The sequence below is a fragment of the Streptomyces sp. NPDC096046 genome (genome assembly GCF_040303285.1).
Taxonomy (GTDB): Bacteria; Actinomycetota; Actinomycetes; order Streptomycetales; family Streptomycetaceae; genus Streptomyces.
Genome location: NZ_JBEOSZ010000019.1, coordinates 36,290 through 51,887 on the forward strand (window position 1 = coordinate 36,290; position 15,598 = coordinate 51,887).

Sequence of the window (15,598 nt, forward strand, 5' to 3'; positions counted from 1 at the left end):
AACCGACGACGACGCCGCGGACCCGCGCGCCGGACCCCGCGTGCGCGACCTGACCCGGACGGCGAACCCCGGCGTTTGCCGGGTGTTTGCCGAGTGTCGGCCCGGCAGGCTGAACAGACCCGGTGGACACCCCGTACGGAACGGTGGCGGACCCGGCCCCCCATCCGGGTCCGCCCCCCTCACCGGTCTTCGTACGGGAAGGACCTCCGGGTGCCTGTCTTCACGCGCTTCCACCAGTCGTCGCGGCCGGGCGACGACATGCCCGGGGACGGGGCTGCCGGGCCCGAGCCGGAGCGTGACGCGGAGGCCGCGACGGCCGCGGAGGAAGCGGAGCGTACCGGCGCCGGGAGCCGCCTCGCCCGTCTGCGGGACTGGCGCACCCGGCACCCCCGGGCGGCCCGCACACTCCGCCTGACCACCACCGCCCTCGCCGCCGCCCTGGTCCTCGGGGCCCTGCTGCTGCCCAACACCCTCCCCGCGCTGAAAGCGGTCAGCTTCGCGCGCATCCCGGCGGAGGCGGTCCTCGGGGCCGTCGTGGTGCTCGCGTTGCCGCGTCGGCCACGGCTGGCCGCGGCGGTGCTGTACGGGCTCGGCCTCACCGTGCTGACCACGGTGAACCTGCTCGACATGGGGTTCAACGAGTACCTGGGCCGCGGCTTCAACGCCGCGCTCGACTGGGACCTGCTGCCCGACGCGCAGGCGTACGTCAGGGACACGCTGGGCGGGGGTGTCGCGACCGCGGCCGCCGTCGGCGCCGTGGTGCTCGTCCTGCTCGTGGCGGCCGTGATGGTCGCGGCGGCGGTCCGGCTCGCGAACGTGCTGGCCCGCCACCGGGTGCGGGCGTCCAAGGGCGCCCTGATCGCGGGCACCGTCTGGGTCACCTGCTCCGCGCTGGGGCTCACGCTGTCCGGCGGTCCGATCGCCTCCGAGCGCGGGGCCGGGGCGCTCAAGGTGCACGCGCAGCGGACGGTGGAGTCGCTGCGGGACGAGGCCGCGTTCGTCAAGCAGTCGAAGGCGGACACCTTCGGCAACACCCCGCCCGCCGAACTCCTGCCGGACCTGCGGGGCAAGGACGTGATCTTCACGTTCATCGAGAGCTACGGCCGCAGCGCGATCGAGGACCCGGCCATGGCACCCGGCGTCGTCCGGACCCTCGACACGAGCACCGGGGCCCTGGAGAAGGCCGGTTTCGCGGCCCGCAGCGGCTGGCTGACCTCGGCGACGTACGGCGGCAGCAGCTGGCTCGGCCACTCCACGACCATGTCCGGCCTGTGGATCGACAACCAGCGGCGCTACCGCACGGTCACCGCCGGCGACCACCTCACCCTGACCAAGGCGTTCCAGAAGACCGGCGCCTGGGACACGGTCGGCGTCATGCCGGGCGTGCAGAAGGGCTGGCCGGAGGAGAAGTGGTACGGCCTCGACCAGCTCTACGACGCCTTCGACCTGGGCTACCAGGGGCCGAAGTTCAGCTGGTCGACCATGCCCGACCAGTACGCGCTGGAGGCGTTCCAGCGGAAGGTGCACGGCAGGAAACGGGACAAGCCGCTGATGTCGTTCGTCATCCTGACCTCCAGCCACCAGCCCTGGGCGCCCCTGCCGAGGATGGTCGACTGGGACGAGCTCGGCGACGGCTCGGTCTTCGACGCGATCGAGAAGGCCGGCAACAAGGCGTCGGACGTCATCACCGACACCACCAGGTCCCGCGAGGAGTACGGCAGGTCCATCCAGTACTCGCTCACCGGCCTCACCCAGTGGCTCCGGCGTTACGGCACCGACGACACCGTGCTGGTCTTCCTCGGCGACCACCAGCCCATCGCCCGGGTCAGCGGGAACGGCGCCGGCCGGGACGTGCCGGTGTCGATCGTCGCGAAGGACCCGAAGGTTCTGGACAAGGTCGCCGACTGGAACTGGACCCAGGGCCTCAAGCCGGACCGGGACGCGCCCGTGTGGCGGATGGACTCCTTCCGCGACCGCTTCCTGAAGGCGTTCGGCTCCACACCGCGCCCGTCCTGAGACGCCGTTGCGCCCGCACGGCAAAGGCCGGATTGCTTGATCCCGCCGAAGTGCGGCGACTTCGGAGACCAGGCCGCGGTTGACGCCACCCTTGCGGCCCGCAGACGGGCGGCGACCCGGCGGGCGCGGTCGATGTGGGACGTCATCACGTACGACGCGAGGCCGGCTCGGTGTGGTCGGCCGCCTCTTGGGCGGTCGGTCAGGAATACAGGACTTCCCCGGGCTTGCCGACCATGCCGAGCCGGGAACCGACGCAGACGAACGATCCCCCTGTCTCGGGCATCAGCGGCGCGAAGTGCTGCATCACCGGGCCTGAAGCCGATCGGCAGGTTCACCTCATGCACGCGGAGCGTGCGCGTCCCCTTGATCCCTCGTCCGGGCTCCCAGCCCCACGGGGAAATGGGCAGCCAGTTCCTGGAGGAACGCGTCGGTGTCGCCCTCCAGGGCAACCGCGGCCAGCCTCTCGTGCTCGCGGACCAGGAGATGCGGGTCCTCGCTGTACGTGCGGTGATCGACGTTGAGGTAGAGGCGCAGCTTCGTTTCCCAACCGTTCCAGAGGCTCTGCAGAACGCGGTGCCCCGAGAAGTCGTAGAAGAGCCGGTGGAAGCGAAGGTGCGCATCGACACTGGCGGGGAGGTCGTTCTCCTCGATCGCCCGGCGGAGATCCTCGACGGTCTGCAGCAACCTCGGCCGCTCGGGACCACGCAGGGCCGCGGCCGAGAGCTCGGCGGCGTACGGCTCGACCCGTAGCCGGACCGAGTCGATCTCGGCGATCTCACGAGCGCTCACCTCGACGACGAACGCCCCGCGGTAGGGGATCCGTACGACGAGCCCTTCCTCCTCCAGCTTGGTCAGCGCCTCGCGCAGCGGGGACCGGCTGATCCCGAGATCCCCGGCGATATGTGCCTCGCGCAGCTGTCCACCAGGAGGTACCGCCCCGTCGAGGATGGCGGCACGCAGGGTGCGGTACACGCCGTCCGGCGTCGTCGTCCGCTGCTGCTGCCACTCGAACTTGTGGTCCACCCCGACGTCCTCCCTGACCCTTGCCGACCAGTCGGTCGTTTGTCGACTGTACCCCCGCTGATTTTGGATCAGCACCTCACTGCGATGACCCGGGTCACAGGCCGGCGTGATTGACAGCCGACGAGCGGCTGGCCGACACTCGACCGGACAGATGGTCGACAATCGACCAGGCTGCCGGATCGCCCCTTGAAGCACTGAGGAGAAGTCATGGGATTCGACGTCAAGCCCAAGTTCGTGACCTTCGACATGAACGGGACGCTGATCAAGTTCAGCATCAACGACGCGATGCGTGAGGTTCTGGGCGACCGGCTGCCCGCCGAGGTCGCCGATGAGTACCTGCGGATCTGCAAGGCGTACCGGATCGACGAGTGCACGGGCGCGTACCAGCCGTTCCACCAGGTCGTCGCGCGCTCCATGGAGCGCGCCTCACGCCGGGTCGGTCTGGAGTACCGCGAGGACGAGGCGCGGGCGGTGTACGAGCGCGTCCCCACCTGGGGCCCGTACCCCGGTGTCACCGAGGCGCTGAACCGCCTGGCCGAGGCGGTCCCGCTGGTCATCATCACCAACAGCGACACCGCGCACGCCGTGCGCCTCGCGGAGAACCTCAAGGCCCCGTTCGAACTCGTCATCAGCGCCGAGGAGATGGGTGTCTACAAGCCGCGACTCAGCGCGTTCGAGTACATGTTCGACAAGCTCGGCGTGACGCCCGACGAGCTCGTGCACGTCTCCGCGAGCCCGATGTATGACCTGCGCTCCGCGGCCCTCCTGGGGATCGAGAACAAGGTGTACGTCGACCGCGGCTTCGAGCACGACGAACACTGGCTCGGCTACGAGCGCATCACCGACATCGCCGACCTCCCCGTCCTCTTCGGCCTGCCGCGTCCCGCTGCCGCCTGAGGCGGAGACCAGTCCTCCCACCTGACCAGCCGCGCACGTGGTCTCCAGACGCCGATCAGCCGCCCGAGGTGTCCAGCTCCGCGTCCTCGCCGACGCCCGCGCAGTCATAGGGGTCCTTGAGCCAGCCGTCCGGCAGCACCACCCGGTTGTTGCCGGACGTACGGCCCCGGGGCCCGTCGGCGCCGACCGGCCAGGGCTGGTCGAGGTCCAGCTCGTCCAGGCCGGAGCGCAGTTCCTCCAGCGAGGAGGTGACGGCGAGGCGCTTGCGCATCTCGGAGCCGACGGCGAATCCCTTCAAGTACCAGGCCACGTGTTTGCGGAAGTCGATCACGCCCCGGGACTCGTCGCCGATCCACTCCCCGAGCAGGGTGGCGTGCCGGACCATGACGTCGGCGACCTCGCGCAGGGCGGGGCGGGCGATGTCCTGGGTGCGGCCCTCGAAGGCGGCGACCAGGTCGGCGAACAGCCAGGGCCGCCCCAGGCAGCCGCGGCCCACGACCACCCCGTCGCAGCCGGTCTCGCGCACCATCCGCAGGGCGTCCTCGGCCGACCAGATGTCGCCGTTGCCGAGCACCGGGATCTCCGGCACGTGCTCCTTCAGCCGGGCGATGGCCTCCCAGTCGGCGGAGCCGCCGTAGTGCTGGGCGGCGGTGCGGCCGTGCAGGGCGATGGCGGTGACGCCCTCTTCGACGGCGATCCGGCCGGCGTCGAGGAAGGTGATGTGGTCGTCGTCGATGCCTTTGCGCATCTTCATCGTCACGGGCAGCTCGCCGGCGCCGCCGACGGCCTCGCGCAGGATCGCCCGCAGCAGGTTGCGCTTGTACGGCAGGGCGGAGCCGCCGCCCTTGCGCGTGACCTTGGGCACGGGGCAGCCGAAGTTCAGGTCGATGTGGTCGGCGAGGTCCTCCTCCGCGATCATGCGGACGGCCTTGCCGACGGTCGCGGGGTCCACGCCGTACAGCTGGATGGACCGGGGGCGCTCACTCGCGTCGAAGTGCACCAGCTGCATGGTCTTCTCGTTGCGTTCGACCAGCGCCCGGGTGGTGATCATCTCGCTCACGAACAGGCCCTTGCCGCCACTGAACTCCCTGCACAAGGTGCGGAAGGGCGCGTTGGTGATACCGGCCATGGGGGCCAGGACGACGGGCGGCTGGACGGTGTGCGGACCGATCCGGAGGGGCGTGGACATGCCTCCATTGTGCCGTGCAATGAGACGGTAAAATTCATTAGTTAGCCACACTATCGAAGTGGGCGTACGATGGCGCGCATGCCCGAGCTCAGCCCCCGCCGCCGGATGCTGGTGCTCGCGATCTGCTGCATGAGCCTGCTGATCGTGAGCCTCGACAACACGGTCCTGAACGTGGCCCTGCCGTCCCTGCAGAAGGACCTGCACGCGAGCACGTCGGGCCTGCAGTGGACGATCGACGCGTACACGCTGGTCCTGGCCTCGCTGCTGATGCTGGCGGGCTCCACGGCCGACCGGATCGGCCGCAAACGGGTCTTCATGGCGGGCCTGATCGTCTTCACCGCCGGCTCGGTGCTGTGCTCCCTCGCGCCGAACCTTCAGGCGCTGGTCGCGTTCCGGATGGTGCAGGCGGTGGGCGGCTCGATGCTGAACCCGGTCGCCATGTCGATCATCACCAACACCTTCACCGACCCGCGCGAGCGGGCCCGGGCCATCGGCGCCTGGGGCGCGGTCGTCGGCATCTCCATGGCTGCCGGGCCCCTCGTGGGAGGCCTCCTGGTCGACTCCGTCGGCTGGCGCTCCATCTTCTGGATCAACCTGCCGGTGGGCCTGGCGGCCCTGCTGCTCACCCTGCGCTTCGTCCCCGAGTCCCGCGCACCCCGCGCCCGCCGGCCCGACCCGGTGGGGCAGGTGCTGGTCATCGCGCTGTTCGGCTCGCTGACGTACGCGATCATCGAGGCGCCGAGCACCGCGTTCACCTCCATCGCACCGCTGGCCGTCGTCGCCCTGGCGGCGCTGGCGGGACTGCTCCTGTACGCACCGCGCCGCGAGGAACCGCTGATCGATCTGCGCTTCTTCCGTTCGGCGCCGTTCAGCGGGGCGACGGTCATCGCGATCAGCGCCTTCGCGGCACTCGGGGGTTTCCTGTTCCTGTCCACGCTGTACCTGCAGAACGTGCGTGGTCTGACCGCCCTGGAGGCGGGTCTGTGGATGCTGCCGATGGCGGTTCCGACGTTTGTGTGCGCGCCGCTGTCGGGCCGCCTGGTGGGCGCGCGCGGCCCGCGCCCGTCCCTGCTGATCGCGGGCTGCGCGATGACGGCGAGCGGCGTCCCCTTCGCCGCGTTCGAGGCCGAGACCTCGAACGTCACGCTCTTCGCCGGCTACGTCCTGTTCGGCATCGGCTTCGGCTTCGTCAACGCGCCCATCACCCATACGGCGGTCTCCGGCATGCCCCGCGCCCAGGCGGGCGTGGCCGCCGCGGTCGCCTCGACGAGCCGGCAACTGGGCCAGACCCTGGGCGTGGCCGTGCTGGGCTCGGTGCTCGCCTCGGGCGTGGGCTCTTCCTCGTACCGCGAGACGTTCGTGTCCGCGGCCCGGCCCGGCTGGTGGATCCTCGCGGCATGCGGCTTCGCCGTGCTGGCCCTGGGGGCGGTGACGAACGGGCGGTGGGCCCGGGGGACCGCCGAGCGGACCGCGGCCAGGCTGGAGACCGCGGAGGTACGACAGGCCGTCGGGACGGGCGGCTGAGCCCTGTCGGGGCGCGGCCTCCTCGCACCGCCGAGGGTGGTGTTCTTCGTGTTCTCGCTGCCGGCCCCGCGCCCGGCCGCCCGGTACGGCACCCGCGTGGTGACGGCCGGTTCCGCGCTCCAAGGCGTGGGCCTGGCCCTGATGGCGCCGGCCGCCTGGCGGTTCCGGCCGCACCCGGGCTTCGTCGAGCGGCTCCCGGGCGCGGCGCTCGCCGGTCCGGGCCGGGCGCTGCGGCTCCCGGTCGCCCACCGGGCCATCCTCTGCGAGGTGCCGCCCGCCAGCGTGGGTGCGGGCGGGCGGCGTGACGATCACCACCCAGCAGTCGGCGCCGACGCGCGGTGTGGCGACCCCGGGCACCCTGTTCCTGTCCTTGGTCCCGGCGACGGGCCTGCGGGACGCCCTGGTCACGACCTCGCCGGTGCACCTCGGCGGCGTCGTACCGACGGGGCTGCCGAGCCTGCGGCCGCCCCGCACCGTCGTCCCGGGTCTCTCACGGCCTGATAACTCGCATCCGGGGAAACCCCGTTGATGTCGGTCTTGCTGCACACTCCTTGCTGCGAGCAGACCGGAACGCCGGATGTCTCGACGTGGGAGGGGCCATGACGCAGATCGACACGAGCAAGGTCAGCCGGTGGGACCAGCACGGCCGGGAGCATGTGGTGCGGGTGCAGCGCACGGGCGTGCAGCGCACGATCCGGTGCGACACCTGCGGCTGGCGCCGAGGTGCCCAGTTCCTGCCCTGGCTGAAGGCGGAGGAACACCTGCTGGAGGCCCACCAGGCGACGGTGGACCCGACGGCGGCGTGAAGGAGAGCCCGCCGCAGCGCGGGCGATGCGGTCACGAGCGGCGGCCCATGCGTCCGAACGGCGTGGCGTCCGGGCGCCGTTCACGGCCACGCCCTTCGACACCGTCACCTCGACGTGGAACCGCGCCCCGGACCACGCGGCGGTCCGCGCCGACCCGGACCCGTGAAACGCGGCGGTGCCGGGCCCCTCCGAGGAGGAACCCGGCACCATCACGGAGAAGGAGGGTCAGCAGCCGATCAGGCGGGCCGCCAGGTAACCCTCGATCTGGTCGAGGGAGACGCGCTCCTGCTTCATCGTGTCGCGCTCCCGGACGGTGACCGCGTTGTCCTCGAGCGTGTCGAAGTCGACGGTCACGCAGAACGGCGTACCGATCTCGTCCTGGCGACGGTAGCGGCGGCCGATGGCGCCGGCGTCGTCGAACTCGATGTTCCAGTTCTGGCGGAGCGCCTGGGCGAGGCCCTTGGCCTTCGGGGACAGCTCGGGGTTGCGGGACAGCGGCAGCACCGCGACCTTCACCGGGGCGAGGCGCTGGTCGAGGCGCAGCACGGTGCGCTTCTCCATCTTGCCCTTGGCGTTGGGCGCCTCGTCCTCGACGTAGGCGTCCAGGAGGAACGCCAGCATCGCGCGGCCGACACCGGCCGCGGGCTCGATGACGTACGGGGTCCAGCGCTCGCCGGCCTCCTGGTCGAAGTAGGTGAGGTCCTGGCCGGAGGCCTTGGAGTGCGCGCCGAGGTCGTAGTCGGTGCGGTTGGCCACACCCTCCAGTTCGCCCCACTCACTGCCGCCGAACTGGAAGCGGTACTCGATGTCGGCGGTGCGCTTGGAGTAGTGGGAGAGCTTCTCCTTCGGGTGCTCGTACCACCGCATGTTCTCCTCGCGCAGGCCGAGACCGGTGTACCAGTTCCAGCGCTGCTCCATCCAGTACTCCTGCCACTTCTCGTCCTCGCCCGGCTTGACGAAGAACTCCATCTCCATCTGCTCGAACTCGCGGGTGCGGAAGATGAAGTTGCCGGGCGTGATCTCGTTGCGGAAGGACTTGCCCATCTGGGCGATGCCGAACGGCGGCTTGCGGCGCGAGGTGGTCTGCACCTGGGAGAAGTTGGTGAAGATGCCCTGCGCGGTCTCGGGCCGCAGGTAGGCGACGGAGCCGGAGTCCTGGGTCGGGCCGAGGTGGGTGGACAGCAGGCCCGAGAACTGCTTGGGCTCGGTGAACTGGCCCTTGTTGCCGCAGTTGGGGCAGTTGACGTCGGCCAGGCCGTTCTCCGGCAGGCGCTTGTGCTTGGCCTCGTAGGCCTCCTCCAGGTGGTCCGCGCGGAACCGCTTGTGGCAGGAGGTGCACTCGGTCAGCGGGTCCGTGAAGGTGGCGACGTGGCCGGAGGCCACCCAGACCTCGGGGGCCAGGATCACGGACGAGTCGATGCCCACGACATCCTCGCGCGACGTCACCATGTAGCGCCACCACTGGCGCTTGAGGTTCTCCTTGAGCTCGACACCGAGGGGGCCGTAGTCCCAAGCGGCGCGCTGGCCGCCGTAGATCTCACTACAGGGGAATACGAAGCCACGGCGCTTGCTCAGGCTGACGATGGTGTCGATCTTGTCGGCGGCCACGGTGCTCTCTTCATTACGACGACGGGCGACGAAGCGAGATGCTTCCAGCGAATGACTCAGGTTACCGGCGGGGGCGCCCCCTCAATCAAATCGCTCCCCCTCCAGCGCCCTCAAGGCCCCGGTCAGGACGTTTGTTGACAACGGTTTCCATATTTGTTGAAAATGACTGTCATGAACGTACGACGACACCTCATACCCACCGCCCTGGCCTCCGCTCTCGGCCTCGGCGCCCTGACCGCCTGCTCCAGCGACAGCGCGGCCTCGGGCAACACGGAGAAGTTCGACGTCGTCGCGTCGTTCTACCCCATGGCGTTCCTCGCCGAGCAGATCGGCGGCGACCACGCGAACGTCACCAGCCTGACCGAGCCCGGCCAGGAGCCGCACGACCTGGAGGTCAGCACCAAGCAGCGCGCGCAGCTGGAGGAGGCCGACGCGGCGCTCTACCTCAAGGGCCTCCAGCCCGCCGTCGACGAGGCCATCGGCCAGACCGGCGTCAAGACGAAGATCGACGCGGCCGGCCTGACCACCCTCGAGGACCACGGCAACACCGAGCACAGCCACGAGGGCGAAGAGGGCCACGCGGAGGAGGAGGGCCACGCCGAGGAGGAAGGCCACTCCGAGGAGGAGGAGCACGCCCGCGACCCGCACGTCTGGCTGGACCCGGTGAAGTACGCCGAGGTCGCCGCGGGCGTCGGCAAGGCCTTCGAGAAGGCCGACCCGGACCACGCGGCCGACTACAAGAAGAACACCGCGGCCCTGGTGAAGAAGCTGAACGACCTGAACGCCGACTTCGAGAACGGCTTGAAGGACACCAAGACCAAGGTCTTCTTCACCAACCACGCCGCCTTCGGCTACCTCGCCGAGCGCTACGGCCTCACCCAGGAGGCCATCGCCGGCCTCGACCCCGAGAGCGAGCCCAGCGCCGCCCGGATCAGGGAGCTCCAGCAGGAGGCCAAGGCCGACGGCGTCACCACCGTCTTCTACGAGACACTGGTCTCCGACAAGACCGCGAAGACCCTCGCCCGCGACGCGAAGCTCAAGACCGACGTCCTCGATCCGCTGGAGGGCATCACCGACAAGTCCCGCGGCGACGACTACTTCCAGGTCATGGAAGCCAATCTCGAGGCCCTGCGCACGGCCCTGGGAGCCAAGTGACCGATCCATCGGAGGACGGCATGACCGAGCCCGTCGTATCCCTGCGCGGCGTCCGCGCCGACCTGGGCTCACGCCCCGTGCTGCGCGGCATCGACCTCACCGTGCGCCGCGGCGAGGTCGTCGCGCTGCTCGGCGCGAACGGCTCGGGCAAGTCCACGGCCGTGCGCACCGTCATCGGCCAGGTGCAGACCGGTGCCGGTGAGATCCGGCTGTTCGGCACGGACCGCGGGCGGTTCCGCGACTGGCACCGCGTGGGCTACGTCCCCCAGCGCACCACGGCCGCCGGCGGCGTGCCCGCCACGGTGACCGAGGTGGTCTCCTCCGGCCGCCTGTCCCGGGCCCGCTTCGGCGTCCTGCGCAAGGCCGACCACGAGGCCGTACGGAGCGCCCTGGAGCTCGTCGGCATGGCCGACCGGGCCAAGGATCCGGTCGACGCCCTCTCCGGCGGCCAGCACCAGCGCGTCCTGATCGCCCGCGCCCTCGCCTCCGAACCCGAGCTGCTGATCATGGACGAGCCGATGGCCGGTGTCGACCTGGCCAGCCAGGAGGTCCTCGCGCACACCCTCACCGAGCAGGTCTCGCGGGGGACGACGGTGCTGCTCGTGCTGCACGAACTGGGCCCGCTGGAGCCCCTCATCGACCGGGCGGTCGTCCTGCGCGACGGCTGTGTCGTGCACGACGGTCCGCCCCCGAAGGCCGTCGGACAGCACGCCCTGCCCGGCCACGACCACGTGCACCCGCACGCACCGGCGGGCGCCGAACCGATCCGCACGGGACTGCTGAGCTGATGGACTTCCTCGACTACGCCTTCATGCAGCGGGCCCTGCTCGCCGCCGTCCTGGTCGGCATCACGGCCCCCGCGGTGGGGATCTACCTGGTCCAGCGCCGCCAGGCCCTGATGGGCGACGGCATCGGCCACGTGGCGATGACCGGCGTCGGCCTCGGCTTCCTGCTGAGCTGGTCCCCGGTCTGGATGGCGACGCTCGTCTCCGTCCTCGGCGCGGTCCTCATGGAGCTGATCCGCTGGTACGGCAAGACCCGCGGCGACGTCGCCCTGGCGATGCTGTTCTACGGCGGCATGGCCGGCGGTGTGATGTTCATCAACCTCGCGCCGACGGGCTCCAGCGCCAACCTGACGTCGTACCTGTTCGGTTCCCTGTCGACGGTGTCCGAGTCGGACGTCACGGCGATCTGCGTGCTGGCCGCCTTCGTGGTGCTGGTCACCCTGGGCCTGCGGCGGCAGCTGTTCGCGGTCAGCCAGGACGAGGAGTTCGCCCGTGTGACGGGCCTGCCGGTGCGGGCCTTGAACCTGCTGACGGCGATCACCGCGGCCGTCACGGTGACGGTGGCGATGCGGGTGGTCGGCCTGCTGCTGGTCAGCGCGCTGATGGTGGTGCCGGTCGCCGCCGCCCAGCAGATCGCCCGCAGCTTCGCCGTCACGTTCGCGATCGCCGTCGCCATCGGCGTGAGCGTGACGATCGGCGGCACCATGACCTCGTACTACCAGGACGTGCCGCCCGGTGCGACGATCGTGCTGCTGACCATCGGCGCGTTCCTCGTGCTGACGGCACTCGCGGCCCCACTGGCCCGCCGCCGCGCCCGTGCGGCGGCGGCCGCGCACACCCCGGCCGACCCGGCCGAGTGCGCGATTCCGGGCAGCCGGGAGGCGGCCGACGAAGTCGGCGTCTGACCGCTCCCGTCCCGGGCTGGCACAATGGCCCGGGCAAGGCAGACGTGAGGAGGCAACGGTGACGACCGCTGGACCGTCCGTGAAGGGCCGCGCCACCAAGCAGCGGGCCGCTGTGTCGGCGGCCCTGCAGGAGGTCGACGAGTTCCGCAGCGCGCAGGAACTGCATGACATGCTCAAGCACAAGGGCGACTCGGTCGGGCTCACCACGGTCTACCGCACCCTGCAGTCCCTGGCCGACGCCGGTGAGGTCGACGTGCTGCGCACCGCGGACGGCGAGTCCGTCTACCGCCGTTGCTCCACCGACGACCATCACCACCACCTCGTCTGCCGCGGCTGCGGCAAGGCCGTCGAGGTCGAGGGCCCGGCCGTGGAGAAGTGGGCCGAGGCCATCGCCGCCGAGCACGGCTATGTGAACGTGGCCCACACGGTGGAGATCTTCGGCACGTGTGCGGATTGTGCGGCTGCCTCCGGCGGTTGAGCCGATCCTCGCCGTGGGGGTGGGGATTCGTCGTCGGCTGCGGGTGCGTGGGGGGCGTTCGCGCAGTTCCCCGCGCCCCTGACGGGAGTGGCGCATCGTCGTCCCCGCTGCGGGTGCGTAGGAGCCGTACGCTCAGTCCCCCCGCACCCCCGACGGGAGTGGCGCATCGTCGTCCCCGCTGCGGGTGCGTAGGAGCCGTACGCTCAGTCCCCCCGCGCCCCCGACGGGTGGCGGAGGCGCACGTCTCGCCGGGCGCCCGGGGGCCGGGGCTCCTCTGGGAAGGCGTCGGGGCACCGAGGTGCGCTGACGGCGGTGGAACCCATGTTCCCAGGACGCCGCCGCTGTGGCCCGGCTGCCACCCCAGGGGCCGCCGGGCCTCGGTGTGCTACGGCTGCTCGCCCTCCATGGCCAGCAGTTCCTCGTTCGGGATGGCCCCGCCGAAGCGCCGGTCCCGCGAGGCGAACTCCAGGCAGGCCCGCCACAGGTCACGCCGGTCGAAGTCCGGCCACAGCACGTCCTGGAAGACCATCTCGGCGTAGGCGCTCTGCCAGATCAGGTAGTTGGAGGTGCGCTGCTCGCCGCTGGGGCGCAGGAACAGGTCCACGTCCGGCATGTCCGGGTAGTACAGGTACTTCGCGAAGGTCTTCTCGCTGACCTTCGACGGGTCGAGCTTTCCGCTCTTCACGTCCTCCGCCATCGCCTGGGCGGCGTCGGCGATCTCGGCGCGGCCGCCGTAGTTCATGCAGAAGTACAGGGTCAGCCGGTCGTTGTCCTTGGTCTGCTCCTGCGCGATCTGGAGCTCCTTGGCGACCGAGCGCCACAGCTTGGGCATACGGCCCACCCAGCGCACCCGGATGCCCAGCTCGTCGAGCTGGTCGCGGGTCTTGCGGATGAAGTCCCGGTTGAAGTTCATCAGGAAGCGCACCTCGTCCGGCGACCGCTTCCAGTTCTCGGTGGAGAAGGCGTACAGGGAGATGGCGCCCACGCCCATCTCGATGGCCCCCTGGAGCACGTCCAGCACGCGCTCGGCGCCGACCTTGTGCCCCTCGGTGCGCGGCAGACCCCGTTCCTTGGCCCAGCGACCGTTGCCGTCCATGACGATGGCCACATGGCGCGGTACGAGTTCCCCGGGGAATCTCGGGGGCCGCGCGCCGGACGGGTGCGGCTCCGGCGTCCTGTACTCCCGGCGCTGGCGCCCCAGGATCCCGCGTACGGCCATGTGCTTCTCGTCTCCTCGTGCTCGCTTGCTTCTCTGGTGCTCTGTGCCGGCTGCTCGCGCTACTTCTCGACGTAGCGCAGGGAGCGCAGCCCGCGCTCCATGTGCCAGTGCAGATACGCGGACACCAGCCCGCTGCCCTCCCGGACGTGGCGCGCCTCGCACGCGTCCGCGGTCTCCCAGTCTCCCGTAAGCAGGGCACCGAGGAGTTCCAGGGCCTGGGGCGAGGGTACGACGCTGCCGGGCACCCGGCAGTCCCCGCAGACGGAACCGCCCGACGCGACCGAGAAGAACCGGTTGGGCCCGGGCATCCCGCACTTCGCGCAGTCGGTGAAGCTCGGGGCGTATCCGTTGACGGCGAGGGAGCGGAGCAGGAACGCGTCGAGCACGAGATGCGGCGCGTGCTCCCCCCGGGCCAGGGTCCGCAGTGCGCCGACCAGCAGCAGGTACTGCTGCACGGCCGGCTCCCCCTCGTGGTCGGTGAACCGCTCGGCGGTCTCCAGCATGACGGTCCCGGCCGTGTACCGTGCGTAGTCGCTCACGATGGCGCCGCCGTACGGCGCGATGGTCTCGCTCTGGGTGCACAGTGGCAGGCCGCGCCCGACCAGCTCGCTCCCCTTGGCGAAGAACTGCACGTCGACGTGGGAGAACGGCTCGAGACGCGCCCCGAACTTCGACTTCGTCCGGCGCACACCCCGGGCCACTGCGCGGACCCGTCCGTGACCGCGCGTGAGCAGCGTGATGATCCGGTCCGCCTCACCCAGCTTCTGGGTGCGCAGCACGATGCCGTCGTCGCGGAACAGGCTCATGAAGCCATTCTGGCAGGGTCGTCACGTCAAGGGACCTCGCCCCTGCTGCGGGCGTTGGCGTACGCGGTCGCCGCGCGCAGCCGCTCGGCCGGGGTGGCGTGCCGGACGGCACCGGGGTCGGCGTCCCACTCCTTGCCGCCGCCGTACGGCCGTAACTGCACGTAAGGCCCCTCATGCCCCATCACGATGCCGATGCGACCGCTGCGGGTGTCCACGACGTACGCGCCGACCGGAGGCTTCATCGCGGCACCTCCACGAGCCGACCGGCGGTCCGCACGCGATTCCGGCCCGATCCGAGGGGCGGGCAGGGCGCTTCCCGCACAAGACTCTCCGGGTCGAGCCCCGATGAGTGCAGGTTCATGCCGGCCTTGGCGAGTCCTGCCCGCAATTCTTTCACCGCGTCCTCCGCTTCTTCGGCGCAGAGCGCCGAGTGTCGTGCCTCCACCGTGCTCCCCTTCCTTTCGTGGTTTCACTCCTCGCATCTCCCTGGTCACGATCCGTGTCTAAACTCGGGAAGGGTCTGTGCCGTACAACTGCGGCGCGAGACGAAGGGGTTCGGCCCGCGGTGCGGCAAACCGGCGTGGTCGGCGGGCTTTTCGCGGAGAGGCGGATGCCGGCAAGAGGCGGGCCGGCGACCCGTTGAGACAATCCGGTCGTGGAAACGCCGAAGGGACACTCGGAGCAGGACTGGGGCATGCGCCCCGCGCGGCCGACGGATGTCGAGGCGATCGGAACTGCGGGCCGTGGTGATGCGGCCGGACCTGGAGCGACTGGGCCGCTATGACGAACACCGGGTCAGGCAGCGCCTGCGGGACGGTTTCGCCGCTCGGCACACGTCGATCATCACGACCGGCGGCGCCTTCGCGGGCAGCGTCTCCCTGCGCCCGTCCGGGACCGGTCACTGGCTGGAGCACTTCTACCTCGTTCCGGCGCTCCAGGGCCGCGGGGTCGGCTCGGCGGTCCTGCGCACCTGCTGGACAGGACGGACTCCACCGGCGACCTCGTCCGCCTGAACGTCCTGCGCGGCAGCCCGGCCCGCCACCTCTACGAACGGCACGGCTTCACGGTGGACACCCAGGACGCGATCGACGTCTTCATGGTGCGGCCGCCGGCGGGCCGGTCCGGGGGAACGGGCGGGCCTTCGCGCCGGACCCCGGCTCCGGTCCTGGGGCAATCCCCCGCACACA

Annotated in this window: 14 protein-coding genes and 3 pseudogenes; 10 read left to right on the forward strand and 7 right to left on the reverse strand. The window is 70.7% G+C overall.

Going from position 1 to position 15,598, the window contains the following annotated elements:
- The first annotated feature begins 210 nt into the window (after nucleotides 1–210).
- Nucleotides 211–2,016, forward strand: coding sequence for an alkaline phosphatase family protein (locus ABTX62_RS18470; protein ID WP_352117151.1), 1,806 nt, complete (start codon nucleotides 211–213; stop codon nucleotides 2,014–2,016).
- Nucleotides 2,017–2,036: 20 nt separating this feature from the next.
- Here the strand turns inward: ABTX62_RS18470 and ABTX62_RS18475 are convergent.
- Together ABTX62_RS18475 and ABTX62_RS18480 are read right to left on the reverse strand one after the other, a co-directional pair.
- Nucleotides 2,037–2,360: pseudogene (locus ABTX62_RS18475) on the reverse strand (aldehyde dehydrogenase family protein); the annotation flags it as partial.
- Nucleotides 2,353–3,039: a GntR family transcriptional regulator gene (locus ABTX62_RS18480; RefSeq protein WP_352117152.1), complete on the reverse strand. Its 687-nt coding sequence runs from the start codon at nucleotides 3,037–3,039 to the stop codon at nucleotides 2,353–2,355. The gene ABTX62_RS18480 and the pseudogene ABTX62_RS18475, both read right to left, overlap by 8 nt.
- Nucleotides 3,040–3,246: 207 nt before the next feature.
- Here ABTX62_RS18480 and ABTX62_RS18485 point away from each other — a divergent pair, with 207 nt between their 5' ends.
- On the forward strand, nucleotides 3,247–3,936 hold the full coding sequence (locus tag ABTX62_RS18485) for a haloacid dehalogenase type II (protein ID WP_352117153.1): 690 nt from the start codon (nucleotides 3,247–3,249) through the stop codon (nucleotides 3,934–3,936).
- 55 nt (nucleotides 3,937–3,991) lie between these two features.
- On the opposite strand, the gene dusB is transcribed toward ABTX62_RS18485, so the two are convergent.
- On the reverse strand, nucleotides 3,992–5,125 hold the full coding sequence (dusB, locus tag ABTX62_RS18490) for a tRNA dihydrouridine synthase DusB (protein ID WP_352117154.1): 1,134 nt from the start codon (nucleotides 5,123–5,125) through the stop codon (nucleotides 3,992–3,994).
- Between the two features lie 78 nt (nucleotides 5,126–5,203).
- Here dusB and ABTX62_RS18495 point away from each other — a divergent pair, with 78 nt between their 5' ends.
- The 3 genes and pseudogenes from ABTX62_RS18495 to ABTX62_RS18505 all read left to right on the forward strand — a co-directional run bounded on the left by ABTX62_RS18495 (nucleotide 5,204) and on the right by ABTX62_RS18505 (nucleotide 7,455).
- The gene (locus ABTX62_RS18495) at nucleotides 5,204–6,649 is read left to right on the forward strand and encodes an MFS transporter (protein ID WP_352117155.1); all 1,446 of its coding nucleotides are present in this window, start codon (nucleotides 5,204–5,206) and stop codon (nucleotides 6,647–6,649) included.
- Nucleotides 6,650–6,670: 21 nt separating this feature from the next.
- A pseudogene (locus tag ABTX62_RS18500) lies at nucleotides 6,671–7,178 on the forward strand (MFS transporter); the annotation flags it as partial.
- Between the two features lie 70 nt (nucleotides 7,179–7,248).
- Nucleotides 7,249–7,455: a hypothetical protein gene (locus ABTX62_RS18505; RefSeq protein ID WP_053669242.1), complete on the forward strand. Its 207-nt coding sequence runs from the start codon at nucleotides 7,249–7,251 to the stop codon at nucleotides 7,453–7,455.
- Nucleotides 7,456–7,680: 225 nt separating this feature from the next.
- On the opposite strand, the gene ABTX62_RS18510 is transcribed toward ABTX62_RS18505, so the two are convergent.
- Nucleotides 7,681–9,063 (reverse strand): glycine--tRNA ligase, encoded by a 1,383-nt coding sequence (locus ABTX62_RS18510; RefSeq protein ID WP_283971215.1) that lies wholly within the window; start codon nucleotides 9,061–9,063, stop codon nucleotides 7,681–7,683.
- A gap of 171 nt (nucleotides 9,064–9,234) precedes the next feature.
- On the opposite strand from ABTX62_RS18510, the gene ABTX62_RS18515 reads away from it, so the two are divergent.
- The 4 genes from ABTX62_RS18515 to ABTX62_RS18530 are packed head-to-tail and all read left to right on the forward strand — an operon-like array spanning nucleotide 9,235 to nucleotide 12,386.
- The gene (locus ABTX62_RS18515) at nucleotides 9,235–10,218 is read left to right on the forward strand and encodes a metal ABC transporter substrate-binding protein (protein WP_352117156.1); all 984 of its coding nucleotides are present in this window, start codon (nucleotides 9,235–9,237) and stop codon (nucleotides 10,216–10,218) included.
- A gap of 20 nt (nucleotides 10,219–10,238) precedes the next feature.
- Nucleotides 10,239–11,006 carry a metal ABC transporter ATP-binding protein gene (locus tag ABTX62_RS18520; protein ID WP_352117157.1) on the forward strand — a complete coding sequence of 256 codons (768 nt, stop codon included), beginning with the start codon at nucleotides 10,239–10,241 and terminating at the stop codon, nucleotides 11,004–11,006.
- The gene (locus ABTX62_RS18525; protein ID WP_283971218.1) at nucleotides 11,006–11,908 is read left to right on the forward strand and encodes a metal ABC transporter permease; all 903 of its coding nucleotides are present in this window, start codon (nucleotides 11,006–11,008) and stop codon (nucleotides 11,906–11,908) included. The genes ABTX62_RS18520 and ABTX62_RS18525 overlap by 1 nt, the downstream gene beginning before the upstream one ends.
- Nucleotides 11,909–11,966: 58 nt before the next feature.
- Nucleotides 11,967–12,386 (forward strand): Fur family transcriptional regulator, encoded by a 420-nt coding sequence (locus ABTX62_RS18530; protein ID WP_283971219.1) that lies wholly within the window; start codon nucleotides 11,967–11,969, stop codon nucleotides 12,384–12,386.
- Between the two features lie 385 nt (nucleotides 12,387–12,771).
- Here ABTX62_RS18530 and ABTX62_RS18535 read toward each other — a convergent pair whose 3' ends face one another.
- From ABTX62_RS18535 to ABTX62_RS18545, 3 genes are read right to left on the reverse strand one after another with little or no spacing between them, the layout of a single operon-like run.
- A complete protein-coding gene (locus ABTX62_RS18535) occupies nucleotides 12,772–13,605 on the reverse strand; it encodes an isoprenyl transferase (RefSeq protein ID WP_352117158.1) in 834 nt (277 codons plus the stop codon).
- A gap of 59 nt (nucleotides 13,606–13,664) precedes the next feature.
- Nucleotides 13,665–14,411, reverse strand: coding sequence for a DNA repair protein RecO (recO, locus tag ABTX62_RS18540; protein WP_283971221.1), 747 nt, complete (start codon nucleotides 14,409–14,411; stop codon nucleotides 13,665–13,667).
- Nucleotides 14,412–14,437: 26 nt separating this feature from the next.
- On the reverse strand, nucleotides 14,438–14,653 hold the full coding sequence (locus ABTX62_RS18545) for a hypothetical protein (RefSeq protein ID WP_086599578.1): 216 nt from the start codon (nucleotides 14,651–14,653) through the stop codon (nucleotides 14,438–14,440).
- Nucleotides 14,654–15,105: 452 nt separating this feature from the next.
- On the opposite strand from ABTX62_RS18545, the pseudogene ABTX62_RS18550 reads away from it, so the two are divergent.
- Nucleotides 15,106–15,522, forward strand: a pseudogene (locus ABTX62_RS18550) (GNAT family N-acetyltransferase); the annotation flags it as partial.
- Between the last annotated feature and the right edge of the window lie 76 nt (nucleotides 15,523–15,598).

What these genes read in the sequence shown, in the direction of transcription:
- ABTX62_RS18535 (WP_352117158.1), bottom strand. Translation starts at nt 13,605, where the DNA reads ATGGCCGTACGCGGGATCCTGGGGCGCCAGCGCCGGGAGTACAGGACG.
- ABTX62_RS18495 (WP_352117155.1), top strand. Translation starts at nt 5,204, where the DNA reads ATGCCCGAGCTCAGCCCCCGCCGCCGGATGCTGGTGCTCGCGATCTGC.
- ABTX62_RS18515 (WP_352117156.1), top strand. Translation starts at nt 9,235, where the DNA reads ATGAACGTACGACGACACCTCATACCCACCGCCCTGGCCTCCGCTCTC.
- ABTX62_RS18545 (WP_086599578.1), bottom strand. Translation starts at nt 14,653, where the DNA reads ATGAAGCCTCCGGTCGGCGCGTACGTCGTGGACACCCGCAGCGGTCGC.
- recO (WP_283971221.1), bottom strand. Translation starts at nt 14,411, where the DNA reads ATGAGCCTGTTCCGCGACGACGGCATCGTGCTGCGCACCCAGAAGCTG.
- ABTX62_RS18525 (WP_283971218.1), top strand. Translation starts at nt 11,006, where the DNA reads ATGGACTTCCTCGACTACGCCTTCATGCAGCGGGCCCTGCTCGCCGCC.
- dusB (WP_352117154.1), bottom strand. Translation starts at nt 5,125, where the DNA reads ATGTCCACGCCCCTCCGGATCGGTCCGCACACCGTCCAGCCGCCCGTC.
- ABTX62_RS18485 (WP_352117153.1), top strand. Translation starts at nt 3,247, where the DNA reads ATGGGATTCGACGTCAAGCCCAAGTTCGTGACCTTCGACATGAACGGG.
- ABTX62_RS18505 (WP_053669242.1), top strand. Translation starts at nt 7,249, where the DNA reads ATGACGCAGATCGACACGAGCAAGGTCAGCCGGTGGGACCAGCACGGC.
- ABTX62_RS18520 (WP_352117157.1), top strand. Translation starts at nt 10,239, where the DNA reads ATGACCGAGCCCGTCGTATCCCTGCGCGGCGTCCGCGCCGACCTGGGC.